This is a genomic window from Streptosporangium sandarakinum (assembly GCF_013409935.1).
Classification (GTDB): domain Bacteria; phylum Actinomycetota; class Actinomycetes; order Streptosporangiales; family Streptosporangiaceae; genus Streptosporangium; species Streptosporangium nondiastaticum.
In genome coordinates this window covers 1287337-1311624 of the sequence record NZ_JACCCO010000003.1, presented here as the reverse complement: position 1 = coordinate 1311624, position 24288 = coordinate 1287337, and the positions used below count along the sequence as shown (strand labels likewise).

At 74.7% G+C, this 24288-nt stretch carries 24 protein-coding genes; 18 read left to right on the top strand and 6 right to left on the bottom strand.

The window, feature by feature from the left end; genetic code table 11:
* The first annotated feature begins 35 nt into the window (after positions 1-35).
* The 3 genes from HDA43_RS36165 to menC are packed head-to-tail and all read left to right on the top strand — an operon-like array spanning position 36 to position 2516.
* Positions 36-494 carry a histone-like nucleoid-structuring protein Lsr2 gene (locus tag HDA43_RS36165; protein ID WP_179828282.1) on the top strand — a complete coding sequence of 153 codons (459 nt, stop codon included), beginning with the start codon at positions 36-38 and terminating at the stop codon, positions 492-494.
* 41 nt (positions 495-535) lie between these two features.
* Positions 536-1384, top strand: coding sequence for a GNAT family N-acetyltransferase (locus tag HDA43_RS32130; protein ID WP_312873649.1), 849 nt, complete (start codon positions 536-538; stop codon positions 1382-1384).
* 31 nt (positions 1385-1415) lie between these two features.
* Positions 1416-2516 carry an o-succinylbenzoate synthase gene (menC, locus tag HDA43_RS32125; RefSeq protein ID WP_179828281.1) on the top strand — a complete coding sequence of 367 codons (1101 nt, stop codon included), beginning with the start codon at positions 1416-1418 and terminating at the stop codon, positions 2514-2516.
* A gap of 57 nt (positions 2517-2573) precedes the next feature.
* Here menC and HDA43_RS32120 read toward each other — a convergent pair whose 3' ends face one another.
* Positions 2574-3371: a hypothetical protein gene (locus tag HDA43_RS32120; RefSeq protein ID WP_179828280.1), complete on the bottom strand. Its 798-nt coding sequence runs from the start codon at positions 3369-3371 to the stop codon at positions 2574-2576.
* Positions 3372-3657: 286 nt separating this feature from the next.
* Positions 3658-4203: a ferritin-like domain-containing protein gene (locus HDA43_RS32115; protein ID WP_179828279.1), complete on the bottom strand. Its 546-nt coding sequence runs from the start codon at positions 4201-4203 to the stop codon at positions 3658-3660.
* Positions 4204-4440: 237 nt separating this feature from the next.
* On the opposite strand from HDA43_RS32115, the gene HDA43_RS32110 reads away from it, so the two are divergent.
* The gene (locus tag HDA43_RS32110) at positions 4441-5526 is read left to right on the top strand and encodes a YihY/virulence factor BrkB family protein (RefSeq protein ID WP_246424770.1); all 1086 of its coding nucleotides are present in this window, start codon (positions 4441-4443) and stop codon (positions 5524-5526) included.
* 70 nt (positions 5527-5596) lie between these two features.
* On the opposite strand, the gene HDA43_RS32105 is transcribed toward HDA43_RS32110, so the two are convergent.
* Positions 5597-7906 (bottom strand): xanthine dehydrogenase family protein molybdopterin-binding subunit, encoded by a 2310-nt coding sequence (locus tag HDA43_RS32105; RefSeq protein ID WP_179828276.1) that lies wholly within the window; start codon positions 7904-7906, stop codon positions 5597-5599.
* Between the two features lie 81 nt (positions 7907-7987).
* Positions 7988-8401, bottom strand: a complete 414-nt coding sequence (locus HDA43_RS32100) for an SRPBCC family protein (RefSeq protein ID WP_179828275.1) — start codon at positions 8399-8401, stop codon at positions 7988-7990.
* Positions 8402-8727: 326 nt separating this feature from the next.
* Here HDA43_RS32100 and HDA43_RS32095 point away from each other — a divergent pair, with 326 nt between their 5' ends.
* The 7 genes from HDA43_RS32095 (at position 8728) to HDA43_RS32065 (ending at position 15017) form a co-directional block, all read left to right on the top strand.
* Positions 8728-9378: a sigma-70 family RNA polymerase sigma factor gene (locus HDA43_RS32095; protein ID WP_312873648.1), complete on the top strand. Its 651-nt coding sequence runs from the start codon at positions 8728-8730 to the stop codon at positions 9376-9378.
* A 41-nt stretch (positions 9379-9419) separates the two neighbouring features.
* Positions 9420-9701: an anti-sigma factor family protein gene (locus HDA43_RS32090; protein WP_179828274.1), complete on the top strand. Its 282-nt coding sequence runs from the start codon at positions 9420-9422 to the stop codon at positions 9699-9701.
* Positions 9702-9811: 110 nt separating this feature from the next.
* A complete protein-coding gene (locus HDA43_RS32085) occupies positions 9812-11227 on the top strand; it encodes a glutamate-cysteine ligase family protein (RefSeq protein ID WP_179828273.1) in 1416 nt (471 codons plus the stop codon).
* 129 nt (positions 11228-11356) lie between these two features.
* Positions 11357-12679 carry an ergothioneine biosynthesis protein EgtB gene (egtB, locus tag HDA43_RS32080; protein ID WP_179828898.1) on the top strand — a complete coding sequence of 441 codons (1323 nt, stop codon included), beginning with the start codon at positions 11357-11359 and terminating at the stop codon, positions 12677-12679.
* Between the two features lie 63 nt (positions 12680-12742).
* On the top strand, positions 12743-13522 hold the full coding sequence (gene egtC / locus HDA43_RS32075) for an ergothioneine biosynthesis protein EgtC (protein ID WP_179828272.1): 780 nt from the start codon (positions 12743-12745) through the stop codon (positions 13520-13522).
* A 34-nt stretch (positions 13523-13556) separates the two neighbouring features.
* A complete protein-coding gene (gene egtD, locus HDA43_RS32070; protein WP_179828271.1) occupies positions 13557-14537 on the top strand; it encodes an L-histidine N(alpha)-methyltransferase in 981 nt (326 codons plus the stop codon).
* A 126-nt stretch (positions 14538-14663) separates the two neighbouring features.
* Entirely contained in the window at positions 14664-15017 is a 354-nt protein-coding gene (locus tag HDA43_RS32065; RefSeq protein ID WP_312873647.1) for an avidin-fold protein, read from the top strand.
* Between the two features lie 4 nt (positions 15018-15021).
* Here the strand turns inward: HDA43_RS32065 and HDA43_RS32060 are convergent, their stop codons facing one another.
* Positions 15022-15693: an Lrp/AsnC family transcriptional regulator gene (locus HDA43_RS32060; protein WP_179828269.1), complete on the bottom strand. Its 672-nt coding sequence runs from the start codon at positions 15691-15693 to the stop codon at positions 15022-15024.
* Positions 15694-15812: 119 nt separating this feature from the next.
* Between HDA43_RS32060 and HDA43_RS32055 the strand changes: the two genes are divergently transcribed.
* The 6 genes from HDA43_RS32055 (at position 15813) to HDA43_RS32030 (ending at position 22122) form a co-directional block, all read left to right on the top strand.
* Positions 15813-17426: an ABC transporter substrate-binding protein gene (locus HDA43_RS32055; RefSeq protein WP_179828267.1), complete on the top strand. Its 1614-nt coding sequence runs from the start codon at positions 15813-15815 to the stop codon at positions 17424-17426.
* A gap of 9 nt (positions 17427-17435) precedes the next feature.
* Positions 17436-18533 (top strand): ABC transporter permease, encoded by a 1098-nt coding sequence (locus HDA43_RS32050; protein WP_312873646.1) that lies wholly within the window; start codon positions 17436-17438, stop codon positions 18531-18533.
* A 91-nt stretch (positions 18534-18624) separates the two neighbouring features.
* Positions 18625-19464 carry an ABC transporter permease gene (locus tag HDA43_RS32045; protein ID WP_179828265.1) on the top strand — a complete coding sequence of 280 codons (840 nt, stop codon included), beginning with the start codon at positions 18625-18627 and terminating at the stop codon, positions 19462-19464.
* Entirely contained in the window at positions 19461-20231 is a 771-nt protein-coding gene (locus tag HDA43_RS32040; RefSeq protein WP_179828263.1) for an ABC transporter ATP-binding protein, read from the top strand. The genes HDA43_RS32045 and HDA43_RS32040 overlap by 4 nt, the downstream gene beginning before the upstream one ends.
* Positions 20228-21142: an ABC transporter ATP-binding protein gene (locus HDA43_RS32035; RefSeq protein ID WP_179828261.1), complete on the top strand. Its 915-nt coding sequence runs from the start codon at positions 20228-20230 to the stop codon at positions 21140-21142. The genes HDA43_RS32040 and HDA43_RS32035 overlap by 4 nt, the downstream gene beginning before the upstream one ends.
* Positions 21139-22122, top strand: coding sequence for a M24 family metallopeptidase (locus tag HDA43_RS32030; protein ID WP_179828259.1), 984 nt, complete (start codon positions 21139-21141; stop codon positions 22120-22122). The genes HDA43_RS32035 and HDA43_RS32030 overlap by 4 nt, the downstream gene beginning before the upstream one ends.
* 164 nt (positions 22123-22286) lie before the next feature.
* Here the strand turns inward: HDA43_RS32030 and HDA43_RS32025 are convergent, their stop codons facing one another.
* Positions 22287-22856 (bottom strand): MarR family winged helix-turn-helix transcriptional regulator, encoded by a 570-nt coding sequence (locus tag HDA43_RS32025; protein ID WP_179828257.1) that lies wholly within the window; start codon positions 22854-22856, stop codon positions 22287-22289.
* A gap of 126 nt (positions 22857-22982) precedes the next feature.
* Here HDA43_RS32025 and HDA43_RS32020 point away from each other — a divergent pair, with 126 nt between their 5' ends.
* Positions 22983-24188, top strand: a complete 1206-nt coding sequence (locus HDA43_RS32020; RefSeq protein ID WP_179828255.1) for an MFS transporter — start codon at positions 22983-22985, stop codon at positions 24186-24188.
* Positions 24189-24288: the final 100 nt, after the last annotated feature.

Sequence of the window (24288 nt, the reverse complement as noted above, 5' to 3'; positions counted from 1 at the left end):
GAGACGGAACGCAGCTCACCGGAAAGGGGCCGGCCGTGGCGCAGAAGGTGATCCTGGTCGACGACCTCGACCACTCCGAGGGCACCGACGTGGCGAGGCGGGAGTTCTCCCTGCTGAACCGGACCTTCGCCATCGACCTGTCCGACGACAACCAGCGGCGGCTGCGCGAGGCCCTCGGCCTGATCGAGAAGGTCCTGGAGAGCTCCCGGGAGGTCAGGCAGGCGTCGCGGGCGCGGCGGCCCGCCGACTCCCCCGTCCGCCTGCGCGGGCACACCACCACCGACGTCCGCGAGTGGGCCCGCGAGCAGGGCCTGGAGGTGCCGGTCCGGGGCCGCGTCCCCGAGGAGGTGCTCGACCGGTTCCTCGCCGCCCACCCCGACGCCGTACCGGACCGGGAGGACACACCGGATCGAGAGGACGCGCCGGAGCGGGCGGCCGGGGTGCCGGGACGGCGGGCCCGGACGGAGCGGGACGAGGCGCCGGAGACGGCGTAGGAACCCGCGCCGGGAACCCGCGCTACGCTCCCTTGGGGGAGGTGAGCGAGCTGGTCACAGGGGTCGGCACGGGTGATGGAGGCGGCCTCGACGTGCGCGAGCTGCGCGACGTCGGGGAGTTCGAGGACGCCGTGCGGCTGTTCGACGCGATCTGGCACCCCGATCCGGGCAACCGGCCGATCACGGCGGAGCTGATGCGGGCGCTGTCGCACGCGGGCAACTACGTCGCGGGCGCCTACGAGGGCGGGCGGCTGACGGGGGCGTCGGTGGCGTTCCTGGCCGCCCCGATCGGCCGTGCGCTGCACTCCCACGTCACCGGCGCCCTCCCCGGCCGCGGCGCCGGCCTCGCGCTGAAGCTGCACCAGCGCGCCTGGGCGCTGGAGCGGGGCCTGGACCGCGTCACCTGGACCTACGACCCGCTGGTGCGCCGCAACGCCCACTTCAACCTCGCCAAGCTCGGCGCCCACGCCGAGGAGTACCTCCCGTCGTTCTACGGGGCCATGGACGACGCGATCAACGCCGGGGACGAGTCGGACCGGCTGCTCGCCGTATGGCACCTTTCGGAGCCGCGCGTGCTGGCCGCCGCGCGGGGCGAACCGTACGTCCCGGAGGTGCCCGCGGACGCGGTGACCGGCCTGACCGTCCTGGACGGCCTGCCGTCGCCGGTCCCGGCCGGGGCCTGGGCCGGGGCCCGTACCGTGCTGGTGGCGGTGCCCGAGGACGTCGAGGCGCTGCGCCGGGCCGACCCGGACGCGGCCCGGGCGTGGCGGCACGCCGTACGGGAGGTGCTGGGCGGGCTGCTGACGGAGGGCGCCCTGGTCACCGGCTTCGACCGCCGGGCCGGCTACGTCGTGGAACGGCCCGGACCGGCGGGACGGTCCGGATCATGAGTGAGAGGAGAGGCGGCGCGGGCCGCACACCATGAAGATCACCGGAATCGAGCTGCGGCGGATCGCGATGCCGCTGGTGGCGCCGTTCCGCACCTCGTTCGGCACGGAGACCGAGCGCGACGTGCTGCTCGTGCGGGTCGTCACCCCCGGCGCCGAGGGCTGGGGCGAGTGCGTGGCCATGTCGGAGCCGCTGTACTCCTCCGAGTACGTGGACGGCGCCGCCGACGCGCTGCGCCGCTTCCTGATCCCCGCCCTGCCCGCGCACGCCGACGCCGAGGCCGTGAACCGGGCGATGGAGCCGTTCAAGGGCCACCGCATGGCCAAGGCCGCCCTGGAGACCGCCGTGCTGGACGCGTCGCTCCGCGCCTCGGGGCGGTCCCTCGGCTCGTTCCTCGGCGCCTCCCGCGACCGGGTGCCCTGCGGCGTGTCGGTCGGCATCATGGACTCGATCCCCGAGCTGCTCGACACCGTGGCGGGCTACCTGGACGAGGGGTACGTCCGGGTCAAGCTGAAGATCCAGCCGGGCTGGGACGTGGAGCCGGTGCGGGCCGTGCGCGAGCGGTTCGGCCCCGACCTGCTCCTGCAGGTCGACGCCAACGCCGCCTACACCCTCGGCGACGCCCCCCGGCTGGCCGCGCTCGACGCCTTCGGCCTGCTGCTCGTCGAGCAGCCGCTGGCCGACGACGACCTGGTGCAGCACGCCCGGCTCGCCCGGCGGATCGCCACCCCGATCTGCCTGGACGAGTCGATCGAGTCGGCCCGGCACGCCGCCGCCGCGATCTCCCTGGGCGCGTGCTCGATCATCAACGTCAAGCCCGGCCGGGTGGGCGGCTACCTGGAGGCCCGCCGCATCCACGACCTGGCCCGCGCCCACGGGGTGACGCTGTGGTGCGGCGGGATGCTGGAGACCGGCGTCGGCCGCGCCGCCAACCTCGCCCTGGCCGCGCTGCCCGGCTTCACCCTGCCGGGCGACACCTCCGCCTCGCGCCGTTACTTCGCCACCGACGTCACCGCCCCGTTCGAGCTGCGCGACGGCCACCTCGACGTCCCCGCCGGCCCCGGCATCGGCGTCGACCCGCTGCCCGGCGTCCTGGACGAGGTCACCGTCTCCACGGAGTGGATCCCGCTCTGACCCGGCGGGGAGCGCCCCGATCCACCCCGGTGCGCTCCCCGGAAGCCCGGCGGGCCCTCACTGCTTCGGCGTGCCGGTGCCCAGGTCGGGGACGAACTGGGTCATGCACCCCATGGGGTCGTCCGCCGTGCCGCAGAGGACCGGCCAGGTGAGGAACGGCCCGTACTTGAGCTGCCGGTTGACCCCCCCGCTGGGGTTGAAGGCGCTGTCCGGGCCGTACTTGCCGTGCGTGCCGAACCTGTCGGCGAAGGGCACCGCCGGGCGGTCCTCGGCCCGGTCCGGCCCGGCCGCCCCGGCCGTGCCGCCCCCCTGCCCGGAGGAGGGGGCCGACTGCGACTGGCTCTGCCTGGACGGAGCCTGCCCGCCGCGCTCCTTCGACGCCCCCATCCTCCCCGGACGGCTGCGGCCCACGGCCTCCCGCCCGGCGAACCGCCCCCGTCCCTTGCCGGTCGCCTCCTCGGAGGTGGACGCGTCCTCGTCCCGCTGGGGCGCGGCGGCCTGCCGCCTCGGTGCGGCGTGCCGCCGCGACGCGTCCTGCCGCTCGGCCGAGGCCCTGCCCCGCCGCTCGGACAGCCTCCCGCCCTGCCGTCCTGGGGCCGCCCTGTCCTGCCGGAACGCGGCGTCGTCCCGCCGGGCGCCGGAGCCGTGCGCGCCGGGGCCCCGGGCGCTCGACCCTCGGCCGCCGGGACCGTGGACGCCGGGATCGTGGGCGCCGGGGGCCCGGACGCCGGCGACCGGTTCCCCGGCCGTGAACCCGGCGGTGTCCGCCCGGCAGACGCCCCCCGGCACGGCGAGGAGGGCGGTGCCCAGGGCGGCGAGCGACAGCTTCGCCATTGTGCCCACCGAAGAACTCATAATTAGTCCTTTCCGGACATTTCATCCTATTAATGCGCCACACATCTTCTAAACCGCCGGTCACCAGATACCCGGCCACTTTCTGCGATAACGAGAAATAGTTAATCGTGGCGTTTGATTTATGGATGGAGCCGGAAATTTACCGGTGGAATCAACGGCGATACCGCGTTGTGGTCGTCGCCCTCCGACGCCCAAGGCCGCGCAACGCGCCGGAAGCGGCCCGCCCAAGCGCGCGACGCGCCGGAAGCGGCCCGCCCGGAACGGCGTGGGACGCGGGAGGGGCGGCTCAGCTCCCGAGCGCGGCGGGAAGCCTCTCCAGCAGGCCCTTGAGGTCGTCGGCGTGCTCCTCCTCCTGGGCGAGGAGATCCTCGAAGACGCGCCGGGTGGTCACGTCCCGGTCGCCGAGCCACTGGACGATCTCGGTGTAGGAGGCGATGGCGACCCGCTCGGCCACCAGGTCCTCTTTGATCATTTCGACGAGGTCGAGGCTCTCGTCGTACTCGGCGTGCGAGCGCAGGGTCAGCGTCTCGGGGTTGAAGTCCGGTTCGCCGCCGAGCTGCACGATGCGCTGGGCGAGACGGTCGGCGTGCTCCTGCTCCTCCGCCGCGTGCTCCAGGAACTCCGCGGCCACCGGCTCCGCGTAGAGCCCGGTGGCGGTGTAGTAGTGCCGCTTGTATCGGAGCACGCAGACCAGTTCCGTGGCCAGCGCCTCGTTGCACACCTGGATCACCCGCGGAAGGTCGGCGCCGTAGGCGGACGTGATCGGCCCCTTGCCGATCTCCTGGCGGGCCCGGGCGCGGATCTCCTTGATGTCGGTGAGAAATTCAGCCATATGCCCCCTCTAACCCATCTCGCCCCTTTTATGCCGGTTTTTGCCATTCTCCCGGAGGCCGCCGATCCGGAACGGCTGCCCGGCCGCCGGCCCTCCCCGCGGAGCCCTCCACGCAGAGCCCTCCACGCTCCCCGGACGGTGTCAGGACCGTTACCGGCGGGCCGGTTCGCCGTACGGCTCCCCGGGTAGTCGCAGACGACCATGGGAACCGCGACGGAAGTGCCGCAGACACGGAGCATGAGCGGCGAGCAGCTGTCGGCCGACCACGCCTGGGTCACCCTGCGCAGGTACGGCCGCTGGCACCTCGTGCGTGACTCCTTCGCCAGGTTCAGGTACGGCGAGGGCATGACCAACTCGCGGGCGCTGGCCTTCCAGATCTGCCTGTCGATCATCCCCGGCGCCATCGCGCTGGTGGGGCTGAGCTCGGTGGTCAACCAGGAGCACCTGGGCGAGGTGCTGGAGCTCACCCTGAGCCGGATCGCACCCGGGGCCGGGGCGGACGCCGTCCGGGACGTGCTCTCCGAAAGCCACCGGCAGGCGGGCCACGCCGGGGGCACCGTGGCGCTGTGGCTCGGCCTGTGCACCGCGCTGGTCTCGCTGACCGGCGCCATGGCCCAGGTGGAGCGGGGCGCCAACCGCATCTACGGCGTGGAGCGCGACCGCCCGTTCCACCGCAAGTACGGCAGGGCCCTGGTGATGGCGCTGACCGCGGGCGCGTTCATGACCGCGGGCTTCGTGGTGATGGTGGGCGGCGGCGCGATCGGCCGGGCGCTCGCCCAGGTCTACGACTGGGGTGGGGCCGAGCTGCGGGCGTTCACGCTGGTGCGCTGGCCGGTCGGGTTCCTGCTGGCGGTGCTGTCGGCGTCGGTGCTGTTCCGCGCCGCGCCGCGGCGCAGGCAGCCGGGCCACACCTGGCTCGCGTTCGGTGCCCTGGTCTCGATCGCCCTGTGGACGGTGTTCACGCTGCTGCTGGCGCTCTACATCGAGGGCAGCGGCACCTTCGGCTCCACCTACGGCCCGCTCACCGCCGTCATGGCGCTGATGCTGTGGTCGTTCCTCAGCTCGATGGCGCTCTTCCTCGGGCTGGCCTTCGCCGCGCAGATGGAGGCGTGCCGGGCCGGGAACGCCCGGCCGACCGAGCCGGACCCCGGGCCCACGGCCGAGGAGGAACGCGAGCCGCTGGTGGGCGCCGCCGGGACCGCCGTGGCGGACACCGTACGGCGGGTCACCGGGCTCCTGCGGGAGACCCCGGAGAGCCCTGAACAGCGCGCGTCCCGAGGTCGGGTCCCGGAGAACCCCGAACGGCGCGCGTCCCGAGGGTGAGATCCCGGAGAGCCCCGAACGGCGCGCGTCCCGGGGGTGAGGCCCCGGGGAGCGGGGCCTCCGGCGCCGCTCAGCCGGGCTCCGCCGGGTCGTCCCCGCGCAGGAGCGACCACACCGCCTGGGAGGTGAGCGGGGTGGCGGTGACCCCGGCGGCGATCTCGGGCACGGCCGCCGCCACCGCGTTGCCGATCGCCGCGGGCGGGCCGATCGTGCCCGCCTCCCCCACCCCCTTCATGCCGCCCGGAGTGATGGGCGAGGGCGTCTGGGTCAGGACGACCTCGATGTTCGGCACCTCCCGCGTCGTCGGCGGGAAGTAGTCGGCGGCCGGCTGCCCGTCGGCGGAGTGGACGACCTCCTCGGTCAGTGCCATGCCGATCCCCTGGGCGATCGCGCCGCGCAGCTGGCCCTCGACGATCGCCGGGTTGACGAGCGTCCCGGAGTCGCCGACCACCCAGTACCCCTCGACCTCGACCGCGCCGGTCTCCACGTCTACGGCCACCGCCGCCGCGTGTGCCCCGTAGGCGTAGGTGTAGCCGGCGGGGTCGTGGGTGACGCGCTCCTCCAGCCCCGGCGGCACGCCCTCGGGCAGATCCCAGCCGCGCCAGGCCGACAGGGCGATCTCGCGCAGGGTCCGGCACGAGGCCGGGTCGCCCTTCACCCGGACGGCCCCGTCGTCGATCTCCAGGTCGTCGCCGGAGACCTCCAGCTGGTGGGCGGCGATGGCGACGATCCGGTCGCGCAGCAGCCGGGCGGCGCGGTTCAGGGCGCCGCCGCCGACCACGAGGGAGCGGCTGGCGATGGAGCCGATCGAGGAGTACGGCGTGGCCGCGGTGTCGCCGAGCACCACCTGGACCCGGTCCAGCGGCACGCCCACTCCGTCCGCGGCGAGCTGGGCGAGCGTCGTCTCGATGCCCTGCCCCATCCCGGCCACCCCGGCGTGCACGACGAGCGAGGCGTCGGGCTCCATCCGCACGATCGCGGTCTCGAACCCGCCCGCGGCCTGGCCCGCGGCCTTGAGGCCCATGGACGGCCCCATGCCGGTGGCCTCCACGTGGCAGGAGAACCCGACGCCGCGCCTGCGCCCGTCACGCGGCGGCCCGACCCGGGCCAGCTCCCGCACCCGGCGCAGGGCGGCCGGGTAGTCGCCGCTGTCGTAGGACTGCCGGGTGCGGGTGGCGGCGGGCAGATCGTCAGGGCCGATCATGTTGCGCAGCCGCAGCTCGACGGGGTCGGCCCCCAGCAGCCGCGCCGCCTCGTCCACCAGCCGCTCCCTGGTCCAGGTCACCTCCGGCTGGCCGAAGCCCCGGTAGGAGCCGGTCGGGGTGGTGGTGGTGACGGCGGCGCGCACCCTCGCGCCGGCCCGCTCGAACCGGTAGGGGCCGGGCAGCATGATGGCCGACACGGCGAGCGGGCTGATCCCGACGTTCGACGGATGGGCGCCCAGGTCGCCGAGGATGTCGCAGTGCAGGGCGACGAACCCGCCGTCGGCGGTGAACGCCAGGCGGCCCCGGTGGACGGCGTCGCGGGCCGCCAGGGTGGCGGACAGGTGCTCGGCGCGCGTCTCCGACCAGCGCACCGGGCGGCCGAGCCGCAGGGCGGCCAGGCAGACGAGCGCCTCGTCGGGGTAGAGGTGCTCCTTCGCGCCGAACCCTCCCCCGATGTCGCAGCCGATCACCCGCACCGCGTTGAGGGGCAGGCCCAGGGCCTCGGCCGCGTGGTCGCGCACGTGGTGCGGGGCCTGGGCGGCGGCCCAGATCGTGAGCGTGCCGTCGGAGGGGTCGGCCGCGATCCCGCGCGGCTCGACCGGGCTCGGCGCGGCCCGGCCCAGGCGGAACGTCATCTCCACGACGTGGTCGGCGGCGGCGATCGCCGCCTCGCAGTCGGTGTCGCCGACCTCGAAGTCGGTCACCAGGTTGGTGCCCCAGGCGGGGTACAGCAGTGGGGCGCCGTCGCGGACGGCGCTCTCCACGCCGACCACGGCGGGCAGTTCCTCGACGGCTAGGCCGATCAGGTCGGCGGCGTCCCGGGCGGCCTCCGGGGTCCGCGCCACGACGACGGCGAGCGGCTGCCCGGCGTAGCGGATCTCCTCGTCCAGCACCGGGTAGGAGGACTCGCGCTGCCCCGGCGCGACCGCCACGCACGGCAGCCGCGCGCCCGCCGCGTCGGCGGGGGTGATGACGCCGAGCACCCCCGCGGCGGAGCGGGCGGCCTCGGTGTCGCATCCGGTGAGCCGCCCGTGGGCGACGGGACTGCGCACGATCACCGCGTGCGCGGCGTCCGGCGGCCCGACGCCGCCGACGTATCTCCCGCGCCCGGTGAGCAGCCGCCCGTCCTCGCGGCGGAGGGCCCGCGCGCCGACGTAGGGGTGATGATCAGCCATGGACCCGATTCTGAGCGCCGCCCGCCCCCTCGCCAAGACCGTCGTGCCGTACGGCGGCGCGGCGGCCCGCACCGCCGGCCGTCAGCCGGCCGGGCTGTCGGTCTGCCGGCCCACCTGCGTGGCCAGCCTCTCCAGGCTCTCGTCGAGGGAGCGGTGGACCTCCTCGGCGGGCGGGGCGTGCTCCTCGTCGAAGAACGACAGGTGGATGGTCACCTCGCTCCCCCCGGCGCCGCTGTCGGCGACCTGGAGCCAGCCGCTGTAGCTGGCGTCGTCGCGGGTGCCCCACTCCAGCCGGAGCTGCTCCGGGACGGCCCGGAACAGGCCGCGGGAGTCCTGGCCGGTGTCGTCCTCGTGCACGGTCACCGCCGGCGGCTCCTCGGCGCGCACGTGCAGTTCGCGGGGCAGCCAGTCGTCGAGCCGGCCCAGGTCGCTCACCTCGTCGAACACGATCTCCGCGGTCGCGGGCATGGTGCGGGAACGCTCGTACTCACTCATCGCAATCGTCACTCCCTGTCACGGAAACGTCGAACGGCCCCTTACCCGTCGTCGGCCCGTCCATCCCTGGACCGTCCGTTCCCGGGGCCTCCGCCCCGTGACGCGCGGAGCGCGACGCGCGGGCGTGTAACGGACGGCGCCGTCGCGGGACGGTACCGGTGCGGGGGGCACGGCGGAGCCGGCGGGATCCGGCGGCTCCGTCCCCGGCCCCCGCGGCACCGGCGGACGCCGTCAGGTGTCGGTTCCGCCGGGTACGGGAATCCTCCTGTCCGGGTCGTTCGCTCTCCGGGAGAACGCCTCGGACGCCGGAGCGGGAGGAGAGGGTCGTGGAGTCCTTCGCGGACGGCGGGCTGCCTCCCGACGACGTGGTGGTGGCGGCGCTGCGGGCCGGGGACGAGGCGATGTTCGCGACGCTGCTGGACACCTGGTCGCGCGGGATGCTGTGGCTGGCCCGCTCCCACGTGTCCACCAACGACTCGGCGCAGGAGGTCGTCCAGGACACCTGGCTGGCGGTCATCCGGGGCATCGACGCCTTCGAGGGCCGCTCGTCGGTCAAGACGTGGGTCTACCGGATCCTGGTCAACACGGCCAGGAAGCGCGGCGTCCGGGAGAACCGCGTGGTCCCGTGGAGCAGCGCGTTCGAGCATGAGGGCCCGACCGTCGAGCCCGCGCGTTTCCAGGGCGCCGACGACCCTTTCCCGGGCTTCTGGAAGGACGTCCCGGCGGCCTGGCCCACCCCCGAGGGCGAGGTCCTGGCCGCCGAGGTGCGCGGCCTGATCACCAAGGCCCTGGCGGAGCTGCCTTCCCGGCAGCGGGTCGTGATCACCCTTCGTGACGTCGAGGGGTGCACCTCCGAGGAGGTGTGCGAGATCCTGGAGATCTCCCCCGCCAACCAGCGGGTCCTGCTGCACCGCGCCCGGGCGGCCGTGCGCGGGCGGCTGGAGGAGTATTTCGAGACGGCGGGACGGTCGGCGTAGTGAAAACGGTTCAGGTTCGAGACGGTGAGGCGGTCGGCGCTGTGAAGCGGTTCAGCTGCGACGAGGTGGTGGAACTCGTCACCGCCTACCTGGAGGGCGACCTCGACGAGACCACCCGGTGCCTGTTCGCCGAGCACCTGTCCGGGTGCGAGGGCTGCGCGCGCTACCTCGGCCAGATCCGCGCCACCGCGGACGCCCTGGGCGCCCTCGGCGCCTCCGGTCCCGGCGCGGGCGGGGAGCCGTCCCGCCCGCCGTCCGACGGGCTTCCGCGGAGCGCGCGGGAGCGGCTGCTGGGGGCCTTCCGCGAGCACCGGCGCTCCTGAGGGCCGCCGCGGCCCCTCCCCCGCCCGGGAAATTCATCGCGCCTCCGGTGTAACGCCCGCGCCCCTGCCGGGTCTGTAGTCCCGTACCCGTCAGGCGGGAGGGGCGGCCGATGAACGGTCTGGTGACCGGGGAGACTCCGATCCGGGACGCCGCGGAGGTGGAGGACTTCGCGCGCCGCTGCTTCGGCGGCGGCCCCGGCGACCGGCTGGGGATAGAGCTGGAGTTCCTGGTCTTCGACCTCGGGAGCCCGGCGCGCCAGGTCCCCCTGGACAGGGTCGCCGCCGCGCTGCCGCCGCTGCCCGGCGGGAGCCGGGTGACGTTCGAGCCGGGCGGGCAGCTGGAGCTTTCCGGGCCGGCGGGCCCGCTGCCGGAGGCCGTCGCCCGGATCGCCGCGGACGTCGACGCGGCGCGCGGGGCGCTGCGGGAGGCCGGCCTGGCGCTGGCCGGGGCGGGCCTCGACCCGGTACGGCCCGCCCGGCGGCAGCTCCGCCTGCCCCGCTACGACGCGATGGCGGCGTTCTTCGGCTCGCCGTACGGGCCGCTGATGATGTGCTCGACCGCGTCCGTCCAGGTGAACGTGGACCTGGGTGAACGGCCCGAGGCGCGCTGGGAGCGGGCGCACCTGCTGGGGCCGGTCCTGACGGCGGCCTTCGCCAACTCGCCGCTGCTGGAGGGCGGGCCGTGCGGGTGGATGTCGGGCCGCCAGGTGGTGTGGGAGCGCCTCGACCCGACGCGGACGGCGCCCGTCCCCCTCCGGGGGGATCCGGTGGCGGCGTGGCGGGACTACCTCCTCGACGCCCGGGTGATGCTCGTGCGCGAGGAGGACGGGGACGGCGAGCGGTACCGCCCGGTCGGCGACGGGTCGTCCCTGCGCGACTGGCTGGCCGCGTCCCGGGCCGCCCCCGCCCGCCCGGCGTCGGTCGTCCCGCCCCGCCCCGCGCCCGGGTCGCCGGGCCCGTCGTACGGCTCGCCGCCGCGCCCTGCCGCCTCCGCGGCCTCCCCGGCGCCCTCGTACGCCGGGCGCGGCCTGCCCGCGCGCCCGCCCACCCTGGCGGACCTGGCCTACCACGCCACCACGGTCTTCCCCCCGGTACGGCCGCGCGGCTGGCTGGAGATCCGCTACCTCGACGCGCAGCACCCGGCGTGGTGGCCGGTGTGCGCGGCGGTGACCCACGCGCTCGTGACGGACGACCTGGCGGCCGGCACGGCGCTGGCCGCGGCGGAGCCGTACGCGGGGAGCTGGGCGCGGGCGGCGCGGCACGGCCTGGCGGACCCCGGGCTGCGCGCGGCGGCCGACGCCTGCTTCCGGGCCGCCCTCGCCGCGCTGCCCCGGCTGGGCGCGCCACCCGCGCTGGTCCGCCGGACGGAGGCGTTCGCCGACCGGTACGTGACGCCCGGCAGGTCCCCGGCCGCGGACCTGCTCGACCTGTTCGGCGCGACCGCCCCGGCGGGCCGGGCGGCGGAGCCGGAGAGGAGCCTGGCGGCCTGGCTGGCCGGCGAGGAGGGGTGGACGTACGCGGCGTGACGACCGGCCCACGGGCGCACGCGAACGGCGCGGGCCGTACCGGGCGGCGCGGGCCACCGTACGGGCGGCACGCGGGACGGACGGTGAGGAGGACGCGGGGTGACGAAGGAGATGAGCGGGTTGGGCAGGATGATCGTTGACGGGACCGACGCGGGCCGCCTCAAGGAGCGGATCGCCGCCGAGCTGATCGCGGTGCGCGGCAGGTCGCTGGCCTACACCGACGCCGAGGACGACCTGCTGGTGCGGCAGCACTCGCCGCTGATGTCGCCGCTGGTGTGGGACCTGGCGCACGTCGGCAACTACGAGGAGCTGTGGGTGCTGCGCGAGGCCGGCGGGATCACCCCGCTGCGGCCGGAGATCGACGACCTGTACGACGCGTTCAGGCATCCGCGCCGGGACCGGCCCTCCCTGCCGATCCTGGGGCCGGCCGAGGCGCGCCGCTACATCGAGGGCGTGCGCGGCCGGGTGCTGGACGTCCTGGACGGCTTCGACCCGGGCGACCCCGACCCGCTGCGCCGCGACGGCTTCGTCTTCGGCCTGGTCATCCAGCACGAGCACCAGCACGACGAGACGATGCTCGCCACCCTCCAGCTCTCCGGCGAGCCGGGCCTGGTGCGCGACGCCGAGCTGCCGCCCGGCCGCCCCGGCGGGCCGGAGGAGGTGTTCGTGCCCGCGGGCCCCTTCCTGATGGGCACCTCCACGCTGCCGTGGGCCTACGACAACGAGCGGCCCGCCCATCCGGTGGACCTGCCCGCCTACTGGATCGACCGGTTCCCCGTCGGCAACGCCGCCTACGCCGCGTTCGTCGAGGACGGCGGCTACGACGACCCGCGGTGGTGGAGCGAGGAGGGCGGGCGCTGGCTGCGCGAGAGCCGGGCCCGCGCGCCGCTGTTCTGGATCAGGGACGGCGATGCCTGGTGGCGCACCCGCTTCGGCCGGACCGAGCCGGTCCCCATGGACGAGCCGGTGCAGCACGTGTGCTGGTACGAGGCCGAGGCGTACGCCCGCTGGGCCGGCAGGAGGCTGCCCACCGAGGCCGAGTGGGAGAAGGCGTGCGGGTGGGACCCGGCGGCCGGGCGGGCGCGGACCTACCCGTGGGGCGACGACGACCCCGGGCCCGGCCGGGCGAACCTGGGGCACCGGGCCGCGCGGCCGGCGCCGCTGGGGGCCTACCCCGCCGGGGCGAGCGCCTACGGCGCCGAGCAGATGGTCGGGGACGTGTGGGAGTGGACCGCCTCGCACTTCCTGCCCTACCCGGGCTTCCGCAGCTTCCCCTACCGGGAGTACAGCGAGGTCTTCTTCGGCCCCGGCCACCGGGTGCTGCGCGGCGGCTCCTGGGCGGCCGACCCGGCGGCGGTCCGCGCCACGTTCCGCAACTGGGACCTGCCGATCCGGCGGCAGATCTTCTCCGGGTTCCGCTGCGCCCGGTCGGCGTCCGCGGAGGAGTCCTGATATGTCGGTACATGTTCGTTGGAGGGGCCCGACCCGCCGGCCCGCGGCCCGGGAGGACGCCTGATGTGCCGGCACGCCGCCTGGCTGGGCGCCCCCCGGTCCCTGGCCTCGCTGATCCACGAGCCCGAGCACGGGCTGCTGCGGCAGTCCTACGCGCCCCGCATGCAGCGCCACGGCCGGGTCAACGCCGACGGTTTCGGCATGGGCTGGTACGACGGGTCCCTTCCCGAACCGGTCCGCTACCGCCGAGCCGTCCCGATGTGGACCGACGCCAACCTGCCCGCCCTGGCCCACGCCGCCCGCTCGGGGTGCCTGCTGGCGGCGGTGCGCACGGCCACCGTGGGCATGCCGATCGAGGAGACCGCGACCGCGCCCTTCACCGACGGCCCGTGGCTGCTCAGCCACAACGGCCGCGTCGCCCGGGACGCGCTGCGGGACCTGGCCGACGACGCGCCGAGCGCCTGCGACTCCGCGTGGGTGGCCGCGGCGGTGTTCGCCCGGCGGCGTGAGGGCCGGCCGCTCGGCGAGTCCCTCGCCGAGGTCGTCGTCCACGCCGGGGCCAAGGACCCCGGCGCCCGCCTGAACCTGCTGGCCTGCGACGGCGCCGCGCTCGCCGCGACCACCTGGGGCGACACGCTCTTCCTGCGCGCGGACCTCCCCGGCCCGGACCTTCCGCCCCCGGGCTCATCGCTCTTGGGCTCGCAGCCCCAGGGCTCCCCGCACGCCGGCGGGGGCGTGCTCGTGGCGAGCGAGCCGCTGGACGACCGGCCGGGCTGGCGGGCCGTACCGGACCGGCACCTCCTCCTCGTCTCCGCCGGCGGCGTGGAGCTCCAGCCGCTGTGACCGCCGTCCCGTCCACCGACCCAGGGAGGTTCCCGTGACAGTCACCCGCCAGGCCGTGGAGCTGATCGATCATCTCGACCGCGGCTACCTGCGCCAGTCCCTCGAACACGACGTCCGCACCGGGCTGACGGCCGCGGCCAAGTGGCTGCCGCCCAAGTGGTTCTACGACGCGGCGGGCAGCGAGCTGTTCTCGCGCATCACCCGGCTGCCGGAGTACTACCCCACGCGCCGCGAGCTGGTCGTCCTGCGCGGGCACGCCGACGAGATCGCCCGGCTGAGCGGCGCCGACACCCTGGTCGAGCTGGGTTCGGGCACCAGCGAGAAGACCGTCCTGCTGCTGGACGCCATGGAACGGGCGGGCGCGCTGCGCGCCTACACGCCGGTGGACGTCGACGCCGTCACGCTGGGCGACGCCGCGCGCCGGCTCGCCGCCCGCTACCCGGGGGTGACCGTGCGGGCGGTGCGCGCCGACTTCGAGCGGCACCTGGCGCTGCTGCCCAGGGCCGGGCGGCGGATGGTGGCCTTCCTCGGCGGCACCGTCGGCAACCTCGACCCGGCGGCGCGCGAGGTGTTCCTCACCGGGCTGCGCGCCACGCTGGCGCCGGGCGACACCCTGCTGCTCGGGGCCGACCTGGTCAAGGACACCGGGAGGCTGGTGCGCGCCTACGACGACGCGGCCGGGGTGACGGCCGCGTTCAACCGCAACGTGCTGCGCGTGCTCAACCGGGAGCTGGGGGCGGACTTCGACCCGGAGGCGTTCGCTCACGTCGCCCTCTACGACGTGCGCAACGACTGGATCGAGATGCGGCTGCGCGCGACCCGGGACATGCGGGTGCGGATCGGCGACCTGGGCCTGTCGGTCCCGTTCACCGCCGGTGAGGAGACCCGCACCGAGATCAGCGCCAAGTTCCGCCCGGACGGCCTGCGCCGGGAGCTGTCCCGGGCCGGGTTCACGGTGATCCGCTTCCTGACCGACCCGGACGGGGACTTCGCCCTGGTGCTGGCGGGGACCTGAGCGGGTCTCGGCCGTCCCTCCGGAGCGGGGAGGCGGCTGGACACATCACCGTCCCGGCGTCCCCCCGCCGGGCGAAACGTCCAGGGTCGGTTGCGTGAGCCCGGCGGAGCGGCACGATGCTGAGATGTGAACGACAGCGATCTCCTCAATCTCGACGGCCGCAGGTTCGTCATGGTCAGCTCGACGGCCAGCGAGGTGGACCCGGCCGGGCCCACCGAGTTCTCCTACCGGGAGTCCGGTGGGGTCATCTGGGGCGACTACACCGGTGACACGGTGGTCCACGGGCGGTTCGTCGGCACCCGGGACGGCGACCGGATCGAAATCTCCTACGTCCACCTGCTCAAGAGCGGGGAGCGCGCCGGCGGGCGCAGCGGCAGCCGCATCGAGCCCCGCGACGGCGGCCGCCTCCGCCTGGTGGAGGAGTTCACGTTCACCGGGGACGACACGGTGCACGTGAGCGTGTGCGACGAGGTCGTCTGACCGGTCAGCCGTCCCGCTGGAGCCGGCCGCGGCCCTCGGCCGCGCCCACGAACCGCATCTTGCCCAGCGGCACCTCGCCCCCCGGGCCCGCGGCGCTCCCGGAGCCCGCGGGCCCGGTGGGCTCCGGGGCCGTACGGCGGGCGGCCCGTCCGCCCGCCCGGTCCCCCGGCAGCACGTAGGGCCGCCGGATCACCTCGTCCAGGATGAAGACCGTCTCGGTCGCCTTGACCGCCGGGATGCCCGCCAGCCGTTCGGTCACCATGGCGTGCACGGCGGCGACGTCGGCCATCCGCACCTGGATCATGGCGTCGTGCTGGCCGGTGGTGATCGCGCAGTACTCCACCTCGGGCATCGCCGCGAGCTCCGCGCGGAACTGGCGCCACATCTGCTGCCGGACGGTCACGAAGATCAGCGCGGTGATGCCCAGCCCCGCGCGGACGTGGTCGATCTCGGCGGTGAACCGCCTGATCGCGCCGTCGGCGCGCAGCGCCTCGAACCGGGTGTAGGCGTTCGCCCGCGAGATGCCGACGCGCTCGGCGAGGGCCGCGACGGAGATCCTGCCGTTCTCCCGCAGCACTTCGAGGATCTTCAGGTGCGTGGCGTCGAGCTCGAGGCCGATGCCGATCCGTCCAGGCTGGGCGCCTCCGCGAGCCGGATTGCTTGATGTTTCGGTCATGCCCGTACCTCTCGGCCGAGATTCGTCTCGGCTTTCCGCCCTGTGCTGGACTTTCTGCCGGACAATACTGGACGATCGGCGACCAAACGTCCATATGGACCAATTTCGGAGGATACAAAATGGCGACCCGTTCTCGGCGCCCGGGGGCGAAGGCGGCCCTGCTGCCGGTGCTGCTCACCGGCGCCCTCGCCCTCGCCGCCTGCTCAGGCGGCGGCTCGTCTTCGGCCCCCGCGTCCGGAGGCGGCGGAGGCGCCGGTTCCAAGACGCTGGTGATCGACACCTCCTTCGACCTGAAGACGGCCGACCCCGGGCGCACCTACGAGCCCACCGGCCTGATCGTCGGCAAGGCGACCTACGAGACCCTGCTCACCTTCGAGGGCTCCGACGTCACCAAGCCGGTGCCGGCCCTCGCGGAGTCGTTCGAGCTGTCCAAGGACGGTAAGACGCTCACCCTGAAGCTCCGCAAGGACGCCACGTTCGCCGACGGCTCCCCGGTGACCGCCGACGACGTCGTCTTCTCCCTGAACCGGGTGCGCGACATGAAGGGCACGCCGTCCTTCCTGCTCGACGGCGTCGAGGTCGCCAAGACCGACGACACGACGGTCACCCTGACCTCGGCGAAGGCCAACGCGGCGCTGCCGTACATCCTGCCCAACCCCGCGCTGGGCATCCTCAACTCCAAGGTCGCCAAGGAGCACGGCGCCACCACCGACCCGGGCGACAAGGCCGAGCAGTACCTCAACTCAGCGTCGGCGGGCTCCGGGCCGTACACCATCGAGTCGTTCAACGTCAGCAGCCAGGTGGTGCTGCGGGCCAACGCGAAGTACTGGGGCCAGGCCAAGCCGGCCTACGACAAGGTCGTGATCCGCAACGTCGAGGCGGCGACCCAGAAGCTCAACATCTCCCGCGGCGACAGCCAGGTCGCGCTGAACCTCTCCGGCGACCAGGTCGCCGGGATCACCGGCGGCCTGCAGGTCACGAGGACGGCGTCGGCCAACGTCATCTTCCTGCTGGCCAACCGGGACCCCTCGGTCAGCAAGGTCACCTCCGATCCCAAGTTCGCCGAGGCCGTCCGCAAGGGCGTCGACTACGCGGGCCTGCTGGAGCTGGCCGGCGAGGGCTCGGTGCAGGCGCCCGGCGTCATCCCGTCGATGCTGCTCGGCGCGCTCCCGCCGGAGGCGGCCGCCGGGCGCGACGTCGAGGGCGCCAAGGCCGCCCTGAAGGAGAGCGGCCTGGTGAACCCGACGGTCAAGCTGGAGTACCCCAGCGAGCTGACCGTCAACGGCCTGTCCTTCCAGCCCTTCGCCGAGCGGATCCAGGCCAACCTCAAGGAGGTCGGCATCACGGTGGACCTGGCCCCCGCGCCGGTCACCACCGCCCTGGACAACTACCGCAACGGCAAGGAGGAGCTGGGCCTGTGGTACTGGGGCCCCGACTACCCCGACCCCAGCGACTACCTGTCGTTCCTGCCCGGCAAGCTGGTGGGCCTGCGGGCCGGATGGAAGGCGGGCGCCGACAAGGAGCTGGAGGCGGCGGGCGACAAGGCCGCCGCCGAGGTCGGCGACGACGCGCGCAAGCAGGCGTACTCCGACATCCAGACGAAGCTGAACGCCTCCGGCCCGTTCATCCCGCTCATCCAGCCCGGCCAGAACATCGTGACGGCCGCCTCCGTCACCGGCCTGAAGTTCAACCCGGTGTGGACCGTCGACGTCGCCGACCTCGGCGTCAAGTAAGGACCGTCAGTGTCGATCAAGCGTCCACCGGCGACGGGTGACGATCCGAAGGCGGCCCGGCGGGAGCCGGGCCGCCGCGGCGCCCGGAGCCCGCTGGCCCGCTTCCTGGTCCGCAGGGTGCTCACCGCGCTGCTGCTGGCGGTGGGCATCACGCTGGTCACCTTCGTGCTGACCAACCTGGTCCCCGGCGACCCCGTCGCGGCCAACCTCGGCCAGCGCGCCCTGGGCGACCCGGCGATCGTCGCCCAGTGGCGGACCGAGCACGGGCTCGACAAGCCCCTCCCCGAGCAGTACCTGCTGCACCTGCGGGGAGTCGTCCAGGGCGACCTCGGGACGAGCCAGCAGAGCCACCGCCCGGTCATGGACGACCTGGCCGATTCGGTGCCGGCCACCCTGGAACTGGCCGGCGCCGCGATTCTGGTCTCCATCGTCGTGGGCGTGGCGTTCGGCGTCGTCGCGGCGCTGCGCCGCGACCGGCTCTCCGACCACGTGCTGCGCGTCCTCAGCCTGTTCGGCATCTCCGTGCCCACGTTCTGGCTGGCGCTGACGGCGTTCTACGTCCTCTTCTACCGGCTGCAGATCGCTCCGGGCAGCGGCCGCATCGACCCGGGCCTGACCCCGCCGCCGCACGTCACCGGCCTCTACACCCTCGACGCCGCCCTCGCGGGCCAGTGGGACGTGTTCTCCTCGGCCGTGGGCCACCTGGCCACCCCGGCGCTGGTGCTCGCCCTGTACACGATCGGCCTGCTGACCCGGTTCACCCGGTCGGCGGTGCTGGAGGTGCTGGGCCAGGACCACGTGCGCGCCGGGCGGGCCAAGGGACTGCCGCCGCGGGTGATCCTGTTCCGCTACGTGCTGCGCCCGGCGCTGGTGCCGGTCATCACGGTCGCGGGCCTGGCCTTCGGCAGCCTGCTGTCCGGCACCGTCCTGGTCGAGGCGATCTTCGCCTGGCCGGGTGTGGGGCAGTACGCCTACAAGAGCGCGACCACCCTGGACCTGCCCGCCGTCATGGGCGTCGGCCTGGTCGTGGGCGGGGTCTACCTCGTCATCAACCTGATCGTCGACGTCCTGTACGGCGTCATCGACCCCCGAGTGAGACTGTCGTGACCCCTTCCCTCCCCGATGCCCTCCCCGGCGCCGTCCCCGACAGTGCCCCCGACGGTGTCCTCGACGGCCGGGACGCCCCGCGGAGGCCGCGGTGAAGCTCCCCCGCGCGTGGCGGCAACCGCTGGCGATCACCGGTGGGGTCATCGCGCTCGCCTGGTTCGTGATCGCGCTGTGCGCCCCGCTGCTGGCCCCGCACGACCCGCTCGCCCAGGAGCTGCCGCGGCTGGCGCCGCCGGGCCCCGGCCACTGGTTCGGCACCGACCAGCTCGGCCGCGACATCCTCAGCAGGGTCATGTACGGCGCGCGTCTGTCGATCCCCCTGACGCTGCTGCTGGTCGCGATGTCGGTGCTGGTGGGCGGCCTCCTAGGCGCCATTTCCGGATATTTCGGCAAATGGGTGGATGAGACGATCATGCGGTTCGCCGACCTCGTCTTCGCCTTCCCCACCGTCATCCTGGCCATGGTCGTCGCCGCCGCGCTCGGCGCGAGCCTCGCCAACGCCGTGCTGGCCGTCCTCGTCGTCGCCTGGCCCGCCTACGCCCGCGTCACCCGCGGCCTGGTGCTGGGCGTACGGCAACGCGAGTTCGTGCTGAGCGGGCGGCTGCTGGGATTCTCCGCCTGGCGCTCCCTGCGCGTGGACGTGCTGCCGAACGTCACCGGGCCGATCCTGGTGCTGGCGACCCTGGACATCGGCACCGCGCTGCTCCTGCTGTCCGGCCTGTCCTTCCTCGGGCTCGGCGCTAAGCCGCCGTCCCCCGAGTGGGGCGCCATGGTCGCCTCCGGCGTGGAGGTCTTCGACAGCTGGTGGGTGGCGGCCTTCCCCGGCCTCGCCATCCTGACGGTGGTGCTCGCCTTCAACTTCCTGGGTGACACGCTGCGCGACGCCCTCGATCCGCGGACCGCCCGGGCCATCAAGGAGCGTGCGCTGTGACTCTCGCGATCTCCGACCTGAAGGTCTCCCTCGGCGGCAAGGAGGTCCTGCGCGGCGTCGACCTCGAACTGCGCGCCGGCCGGGTGCACGGGCTGGCCGGCGAGAGCGGCTCGGGCAAGACGATGACGGGACTGGCCGTCCTCGGCCTGCTCCCGCACGGGGCGCGGGTGAGCGGCCGGATCACCCTGGGCGAGCGTGACCTGCTCGCCATGACCCCCCGGCAGCTCAACGCGGTACGCGGCGGCGAGGTCGCCATGGTCTTCCAGGACCCGGCGACCAGCCTGCACCCGATGCTCACGATCGGCCGCCAGCTCACCGAGCACATGCGCCACCACCTGCGCCTGGACCGGCGGCAGGCGCAGGCCAGAGCCGCCGACCTGCTGCGCCAGGTGCGCATCCCGGGCGCGGAGGAGGCCCTCGGCCGCTACCCGCACCAGTTCTCCGGGGGCATGCGCCAGCGCATCGCGATCGCGGTCGCGCTGGCCTGCTCTCCGAAGGTGCTCATCGCCGACGAGCCGACGACCGCGCTCGACGTGACCGTCCAGGCCGGGATCCTGCGGCTGCTGCGCGGCCTGTGCGACGACCTGGACCTGGCCGTGCTGCTCGTCACCCACGACCTCGGCGTGATGTCCGCGGTCGCCGACGAGGTGAGCGTGATGCGGGACGGCGTGGTCGTGGAGACCGGCCCGCGCGCGCAGGTGCTGCGCGACCCGGCCCACCCCTACACCCGCGCCCTGCTGGACTCGCTACCCGGGGAGACCTCATGACGCTGCTGAGCGTGAACGACCTCGTCGTCGAGCACCGCACCCCCGGCCGCCCCGTGGTGCGCGCCGTGGCCGGAGCCGGCCTGACCGTCGAGGCGGGCGAGGTCGTCGGCCTCGTCGGGGAGTCGGGGTGCGGCAAGTCGACGCTGGCCCGCGCGGTGTGCGGGCTGGCCCCGGTGACCGAGGGGACGATCTCCTTCGACGGCCGTACGGTGACCCCGCTGGGCCTGCGCCGCAGGGACCGGTCGCTGACCGGGATCCAGATGGTCTTCCAGGACCCCTACTCCTCGCTGAACCCGCGGCGGCGGGTGGGCGCGCAGATCGCCGACGGACTGCGCGCGGCGGGCGACACCACGACCACGCCCACCGACATGCTGGAGCGGGTGGGGCTGCCCGGCGACTTCGCCGGCCGCCACCCGCACGAGTTCTCCGGCGGGCAGCGGCAGCGGATCGCGATCGCCCGGGCGCTCGCCGCCCGGCCGTCGCTGCTGATCGGCGACGAGCCCATCTCGGCGCTCGACGCCTCCGCCCAGGCGCAGGTGGCCACGCTCATGCGGGACCTCGCGGTCTCCGCGGGCGCGGGGCTGCTGTTCATCAGCCACGACCTGTCGGTGGTGCGGCTGATCGCCGACCGGATCGCGGTGATGTATCTCGGGAAGATCGTGGAGGTGGGCCGTACCGCTGAGGTCTGGCGCGACCCCCGCCACCCCTACACCCGGGCGCTGCTGGGCGCGATCCCGGCGCCCGACGGCGCGGGGGTGCTGCCGGCGGAGCTGGCCGGGGACGTGCCGGACCCGGCCGACCCGCCGTCCGGCTGCCGGTTCCACCCGCGCTGCCCGGTGGCGATGGACGTCTGCCGGGAACGCGAGCCGGCGTTCGGCCCGGTCGCCTGCTGGCTGCACGAACCCCGATGATCGATGAGGTGCGCCGCAGGATGGCCGAGGAGGGGGTCGACGCCCTGGTGCTGCGCCCCTCCCCCGACTTCCGCTACCTGGGCGGCCTGGACGACGGGTACGACGGGTACCTCGTCCTGACCGGCGAGGGGCCGCCCGCCGCCGCGGCCGGTCCGCGGGAGGCGGCGGCGCTCCTCCCGGCCGCTGTCCGCCGCGTCGGGGTGGACCCCGAGATGCGGGCCCGGGAGCTGTTCTCGTTGCCGGTGGACGCCGAACTGGTGCTGGCGTCGTCCGTGCTCGCCCCGCTGCGGCTCCGCCGGGGACCGGCGGAGGTCGCGGCGACCGGGCGGGCCGCCGCGGCGGCGGACGCGGTGCTGTCCGCGGCCCGCGGGCTGGCGTGGTTCGGCGCCACCGAACGCGCGATGGCGCGGCGGCTGCGGGCCGCGCTGGCCGAGGCCGGGTGCGAGGAGACGCTGTCGGTGCTCGTCGCCGCGGGCGAGCACACCGCGCTGCCCCGGCACGCGGCGTGCGACCGCGTGATCAATCCCGGTGACGCGCTGCTGGTGTCGGTGTGCGGCAGATGGGACGGCCACTGCGCGGAGGTGGCCCGCGTGTTCGCGGTGGCCGAGCCGCCGGAGGACTTCGAGGCGATGTACTCGGTCGTCCTGGCCGCGCAGCGGGCCGCCCTGGACGCGGTACGGCCCGGCGTGACGGCCGCGGAGGTCGGCCGGGCCGTCCGGGAGGTGATCGACGGCAGCGGCTACGGCGAGTACGCCGGGCGGCGGCCGGGGCGCGGTGTGGGCCGCAGCCACGAGGAGAGCCCGTGGCTGGTCCCCGGTGACGGGACGGTGCTCGAACCCGGCACGACGATCTGCCTGGAACCGGCGATCTACCTGCCGGAGCTGTTCGGCGCGCGGGTGGCCGACGTCGTCGTCTGCGCTCCGGAGGGCGGCCGGCGGCTCGGCTCGCTCCCCTGGGAACTGTGCGTCGTCGACCGCTGAGGGACGCCGGACCCGACGGCCGGCGGCTCGGCTCGCTTCCGTGGGAGCTGTGCGTCGTCGACCGTTGAGGGGGCGCCGGGACCGACGGCCGGCGGCTCCGCCGTACGCAGGGGTCCGGACGCCCCGGACCGGACGCCCCGGAGGCGGGGCCCGCGCGGTCCCCGTCAGGCATCGCCGAGGGAGCGGACGGCCGCGACCAGCGGCGCCAGACCGGGCCGCCGCTCCGCGTCGTCGAGGGCCTCGCGCAGCGCGGCGTCCCTGGTCCGCCGGGCCTTCGGAAGGAGGGCGAAGCCGGCCTCGGTGACGTCGGTGTAGATGCCGCGCCGGTCCGTCGCGCAGATGTAGCGGGTGAGCAGGCCCCGCTCCTCCAGCCGGGTGACCAGGCGGGTGGTGGCGCTCTGGCTGAGCACGACCGCCTCGGCGAGCTGGTGCATCTGCAGGTGCCCGCCCTCGCCCGGGTGCTGGCCGCTGAGCAGGTCCAGCACGGACAGCTCCCGCGCGCTCAGCTCGTGCGCCGCCTGCAGGGCGCGCTCCAGGTGAGCCTCGACGCGGCCGTGCAGCACGGACAGGGCGGACCAGCCCCGGGCCGGGCCGTCGGCCGGGCGGTGGGAAGGACCGGTGACCGGACCGGTGACCGGACCGGTGACCGGACCGGTGACCGGACCGGTGACCGGACCGGTGACCGGACCGGTGGACGGACCGGTGGACGGGCCGGTGGACGGCGACGGTGACATGGGCCCCTCCTCGGTGTGCCACCCCAGAGTATCCCTCCCCAGCAACATACCGCGCTTGCATTTATGAGCGTGTGCAATTATTGTCACCGCTTGTAAATCCCAAACGCAACCTTCGGGGACCCTGCCATGCCACTCGCACTCTTGGCGCTGGCCATCGGCGCCTTCGGGATCGGCACCACCGAGTTCGTGATCATGGGGCTGCTCCCCCAGGTCGCCGCGACCTTCGACGTGTCCGTCCCCACCGCCGGCAACCTCGCCACCGGATACGCGCTGGGCGTGGTCGCCGGCGCGCCGCTGATGACCGTCATCGGCACCCGCTTCTCCCGCAAGCGGATGCTGATGGCCCTGATGGGACTGTTCATCGCCGGCAACCTGCTCTCGGCGGCCGCCCCCGGCTTCGGCGCGATGCTCGCCGGGCGGGTGGTCGCCTCGCTCGCCCACGGCGCCTTCTTCGGGATCGGCTCGGTCGTCGCCGCCGGGCTCGTCCCCCCGGAGAGGCGGGCGGGCGCCATCGCCCTGATGTTCACCGGCCTGACCGTCGCCAACGTGGTGGGCGTCCCGCTCGGCACGGCGCTCGGCCAGCACGCCGGCTGGCGGGTCACCTTCGCCGCGGTCGCCGCCCTCGGCGTCCTCGGCCTGGCCGGGGTGGCGGCGCTCGTGCCCGCCGGCCCGCGCCCGGAGCCCGGAGGCGGGCGGATCCGCGGCGAGTTCGCCGCGTTCCGCAACACCCAGGTCCTGCTGGCGATGGGCATGACGGTCCTCGGCTTCAGCGGCGTCTTCGCCGCGATCACCTACATCGCGCCGATGATGACGCAGGCGGCCGGGTACGGCGAGGGCGACGTGAGCTGGCTGCTGGTGCTGTTCGGGATCGGCATGGTCGCGGGCAACCTCGTCGGCGGCCGCTACGCCGACCGCGCCCTGATGCCGCTGCTGTACCTGTCGCTGGGCGGGCTGGCGCTGGTGCTGGCGCTGTTCACCGTCACCGCCCACGACAAGGTGGCCGCCGCCGTCACCCTCGTGCTGATCGGGGGCCTCGGCTTCGCGACCGTCCCGCCGCTGCAGAAACGGATCCTGGACCAGACGGCGGGCGCGCCGACGCTGGCCTCGGCGGTCAACATCGGCGCCTTCAACCTCGGCAACGCGCTGGCGGCCCTGCTCGGCGGGCTCGTCCTGTCGGCCGGCCTCGGCGTCACGGCGCCCAACTGGGTCGGCGCGCTGCTCACCGGTTCGGCCCTCGGCCTGGCGGTGCTCTCCGGCGCGCTGGAGCGCCGGGCCGCCCGCCCGGCCGCCGCCTCGGACCCGGTCCCGATCCCGGCCCCGGCGCACCGCTGAGCATGCCCGCGCCGCCCGCGCGCACCCGCTGTGCTCCCCGCACCCCCCGTCCGCCTCTGACGGGACCGCCGGGGACCGGCCCGGAAAGGACGCCCCGGCG

What these genes read in the sequence shown, in the direction of transcription:
- menC (WP_179828281.1), top strand. Translation starts at nt 1,416, where the DNA reads ATGAAGATCACCGGAATCGAGCTGCGGCGGATCGCGATGCCGCTGGTG.
- HDA43_RS32120 (WP_179828280.1), bottom strand. Translation starts at nt 3,371, where the DNA reads ATGAGTTCTTCGGTGGGCACAATGGCGAAGCTGTCGCTCGCCGCCCTG.
- HDA43_RS32115 (WP_179828279.1), bottom strand. Translation starts at nt 4,203, where the DNA reads ATGGCTGAATTTCTCACCGACATCAAGGAGATCCGCGCCCGGGCCCGC.
- HDA43_RS32110 (WP_246424770.1), top strand. Translation starts at nt 4,441, where the DNA reads ATGAGCGGCGAGCAGCTGTCGGCCGACCACGCCTGGGTCACCCTGCGC.
- HDA43_RS32105 (WP_179828276.1), bottom strand. Translation starts at nt 7,906, where the DNA reads ATGGCTGATCATCACCCCTACGTCGGCGCGCGGGCCCTCCGCCGCGAG.
- HDA43_RS32100 (WP_179828275.1), bottom strand. Translation starts at nt 8,401, where the DNA reads ATGAGTGAGTACGAGCGTTCCCGCACCATGCCCGCGACCGCGGAGATC.
- HDA43_RS32085 (WP_179828273.1), top strand. Translation starts at nt 9,812, where the DNA reads ATGAACGGTCTGGTGACCGGGGAGACTCCGATCCGGGACGCCGCGGAG.
- egtB (WP_179828898.1), top strand. Translation starts at nt 11,357, where the DNA reads ATGATCGTTGACGGGACCGACGCGGGCCGCCTCAAGGAGCGGATCGCC.
- egtC (WP_179828272.1), top strand. Translation starts at nt 12,743, where the DNA reads ATGTGCCGGCACGCCGCCTGGCTGGGCGCCCCCCGGTCCCTGGCCTCG.
- HDA43_RS32060 (WP_179828269.1), bottom strand. Translation starts at nt 15,693, where the DNA reads ATGACCGAAACATCAAGCAATCCGGCTCGCGGAGGCGCCCAGCCTGGA.
- HDA43_RS32055 (WP_179828267.1), top strand. Translation starts at nt 15,813, where the DNA reads ATGGCGACCCGTTCTCGGCGCCCGGGGGCGAAGGCGGCCCTGCTGCCG.
- HDA43_RS32035 (WP_179828261.1), top strand. Translation starts at nt 20,228, where the DNA reads ATGACGCTGCTGAGCGTGAACGACCTCGTCGTCGAGCACCGCACCCCC.
- HDA43_RS32030 (WP_179828259.1), top strand. Translation starts at nt 21,139, where the DNA reads ATGATCGATGAGGTGCGCCGCAGGATGGCCGAGGAGGGGGTCGACGCC.
- HDA43_RS32025 (WP_179828257.1), bottom strand. Translation starts at nt 22,856, where the DNA reads ATGTCACCGTCGCCGTCCACCGGCCCGTCCACCGGTCCGTCCACCGGT.
- HDA43_RS32020 (WP_179828255.1), top strand. Translation starts at nt 22,983, where the DNA reads ATGCCACTCGCACTCTTGGCGCTGGCCATCGGCGCCTTCGGGATCGGC.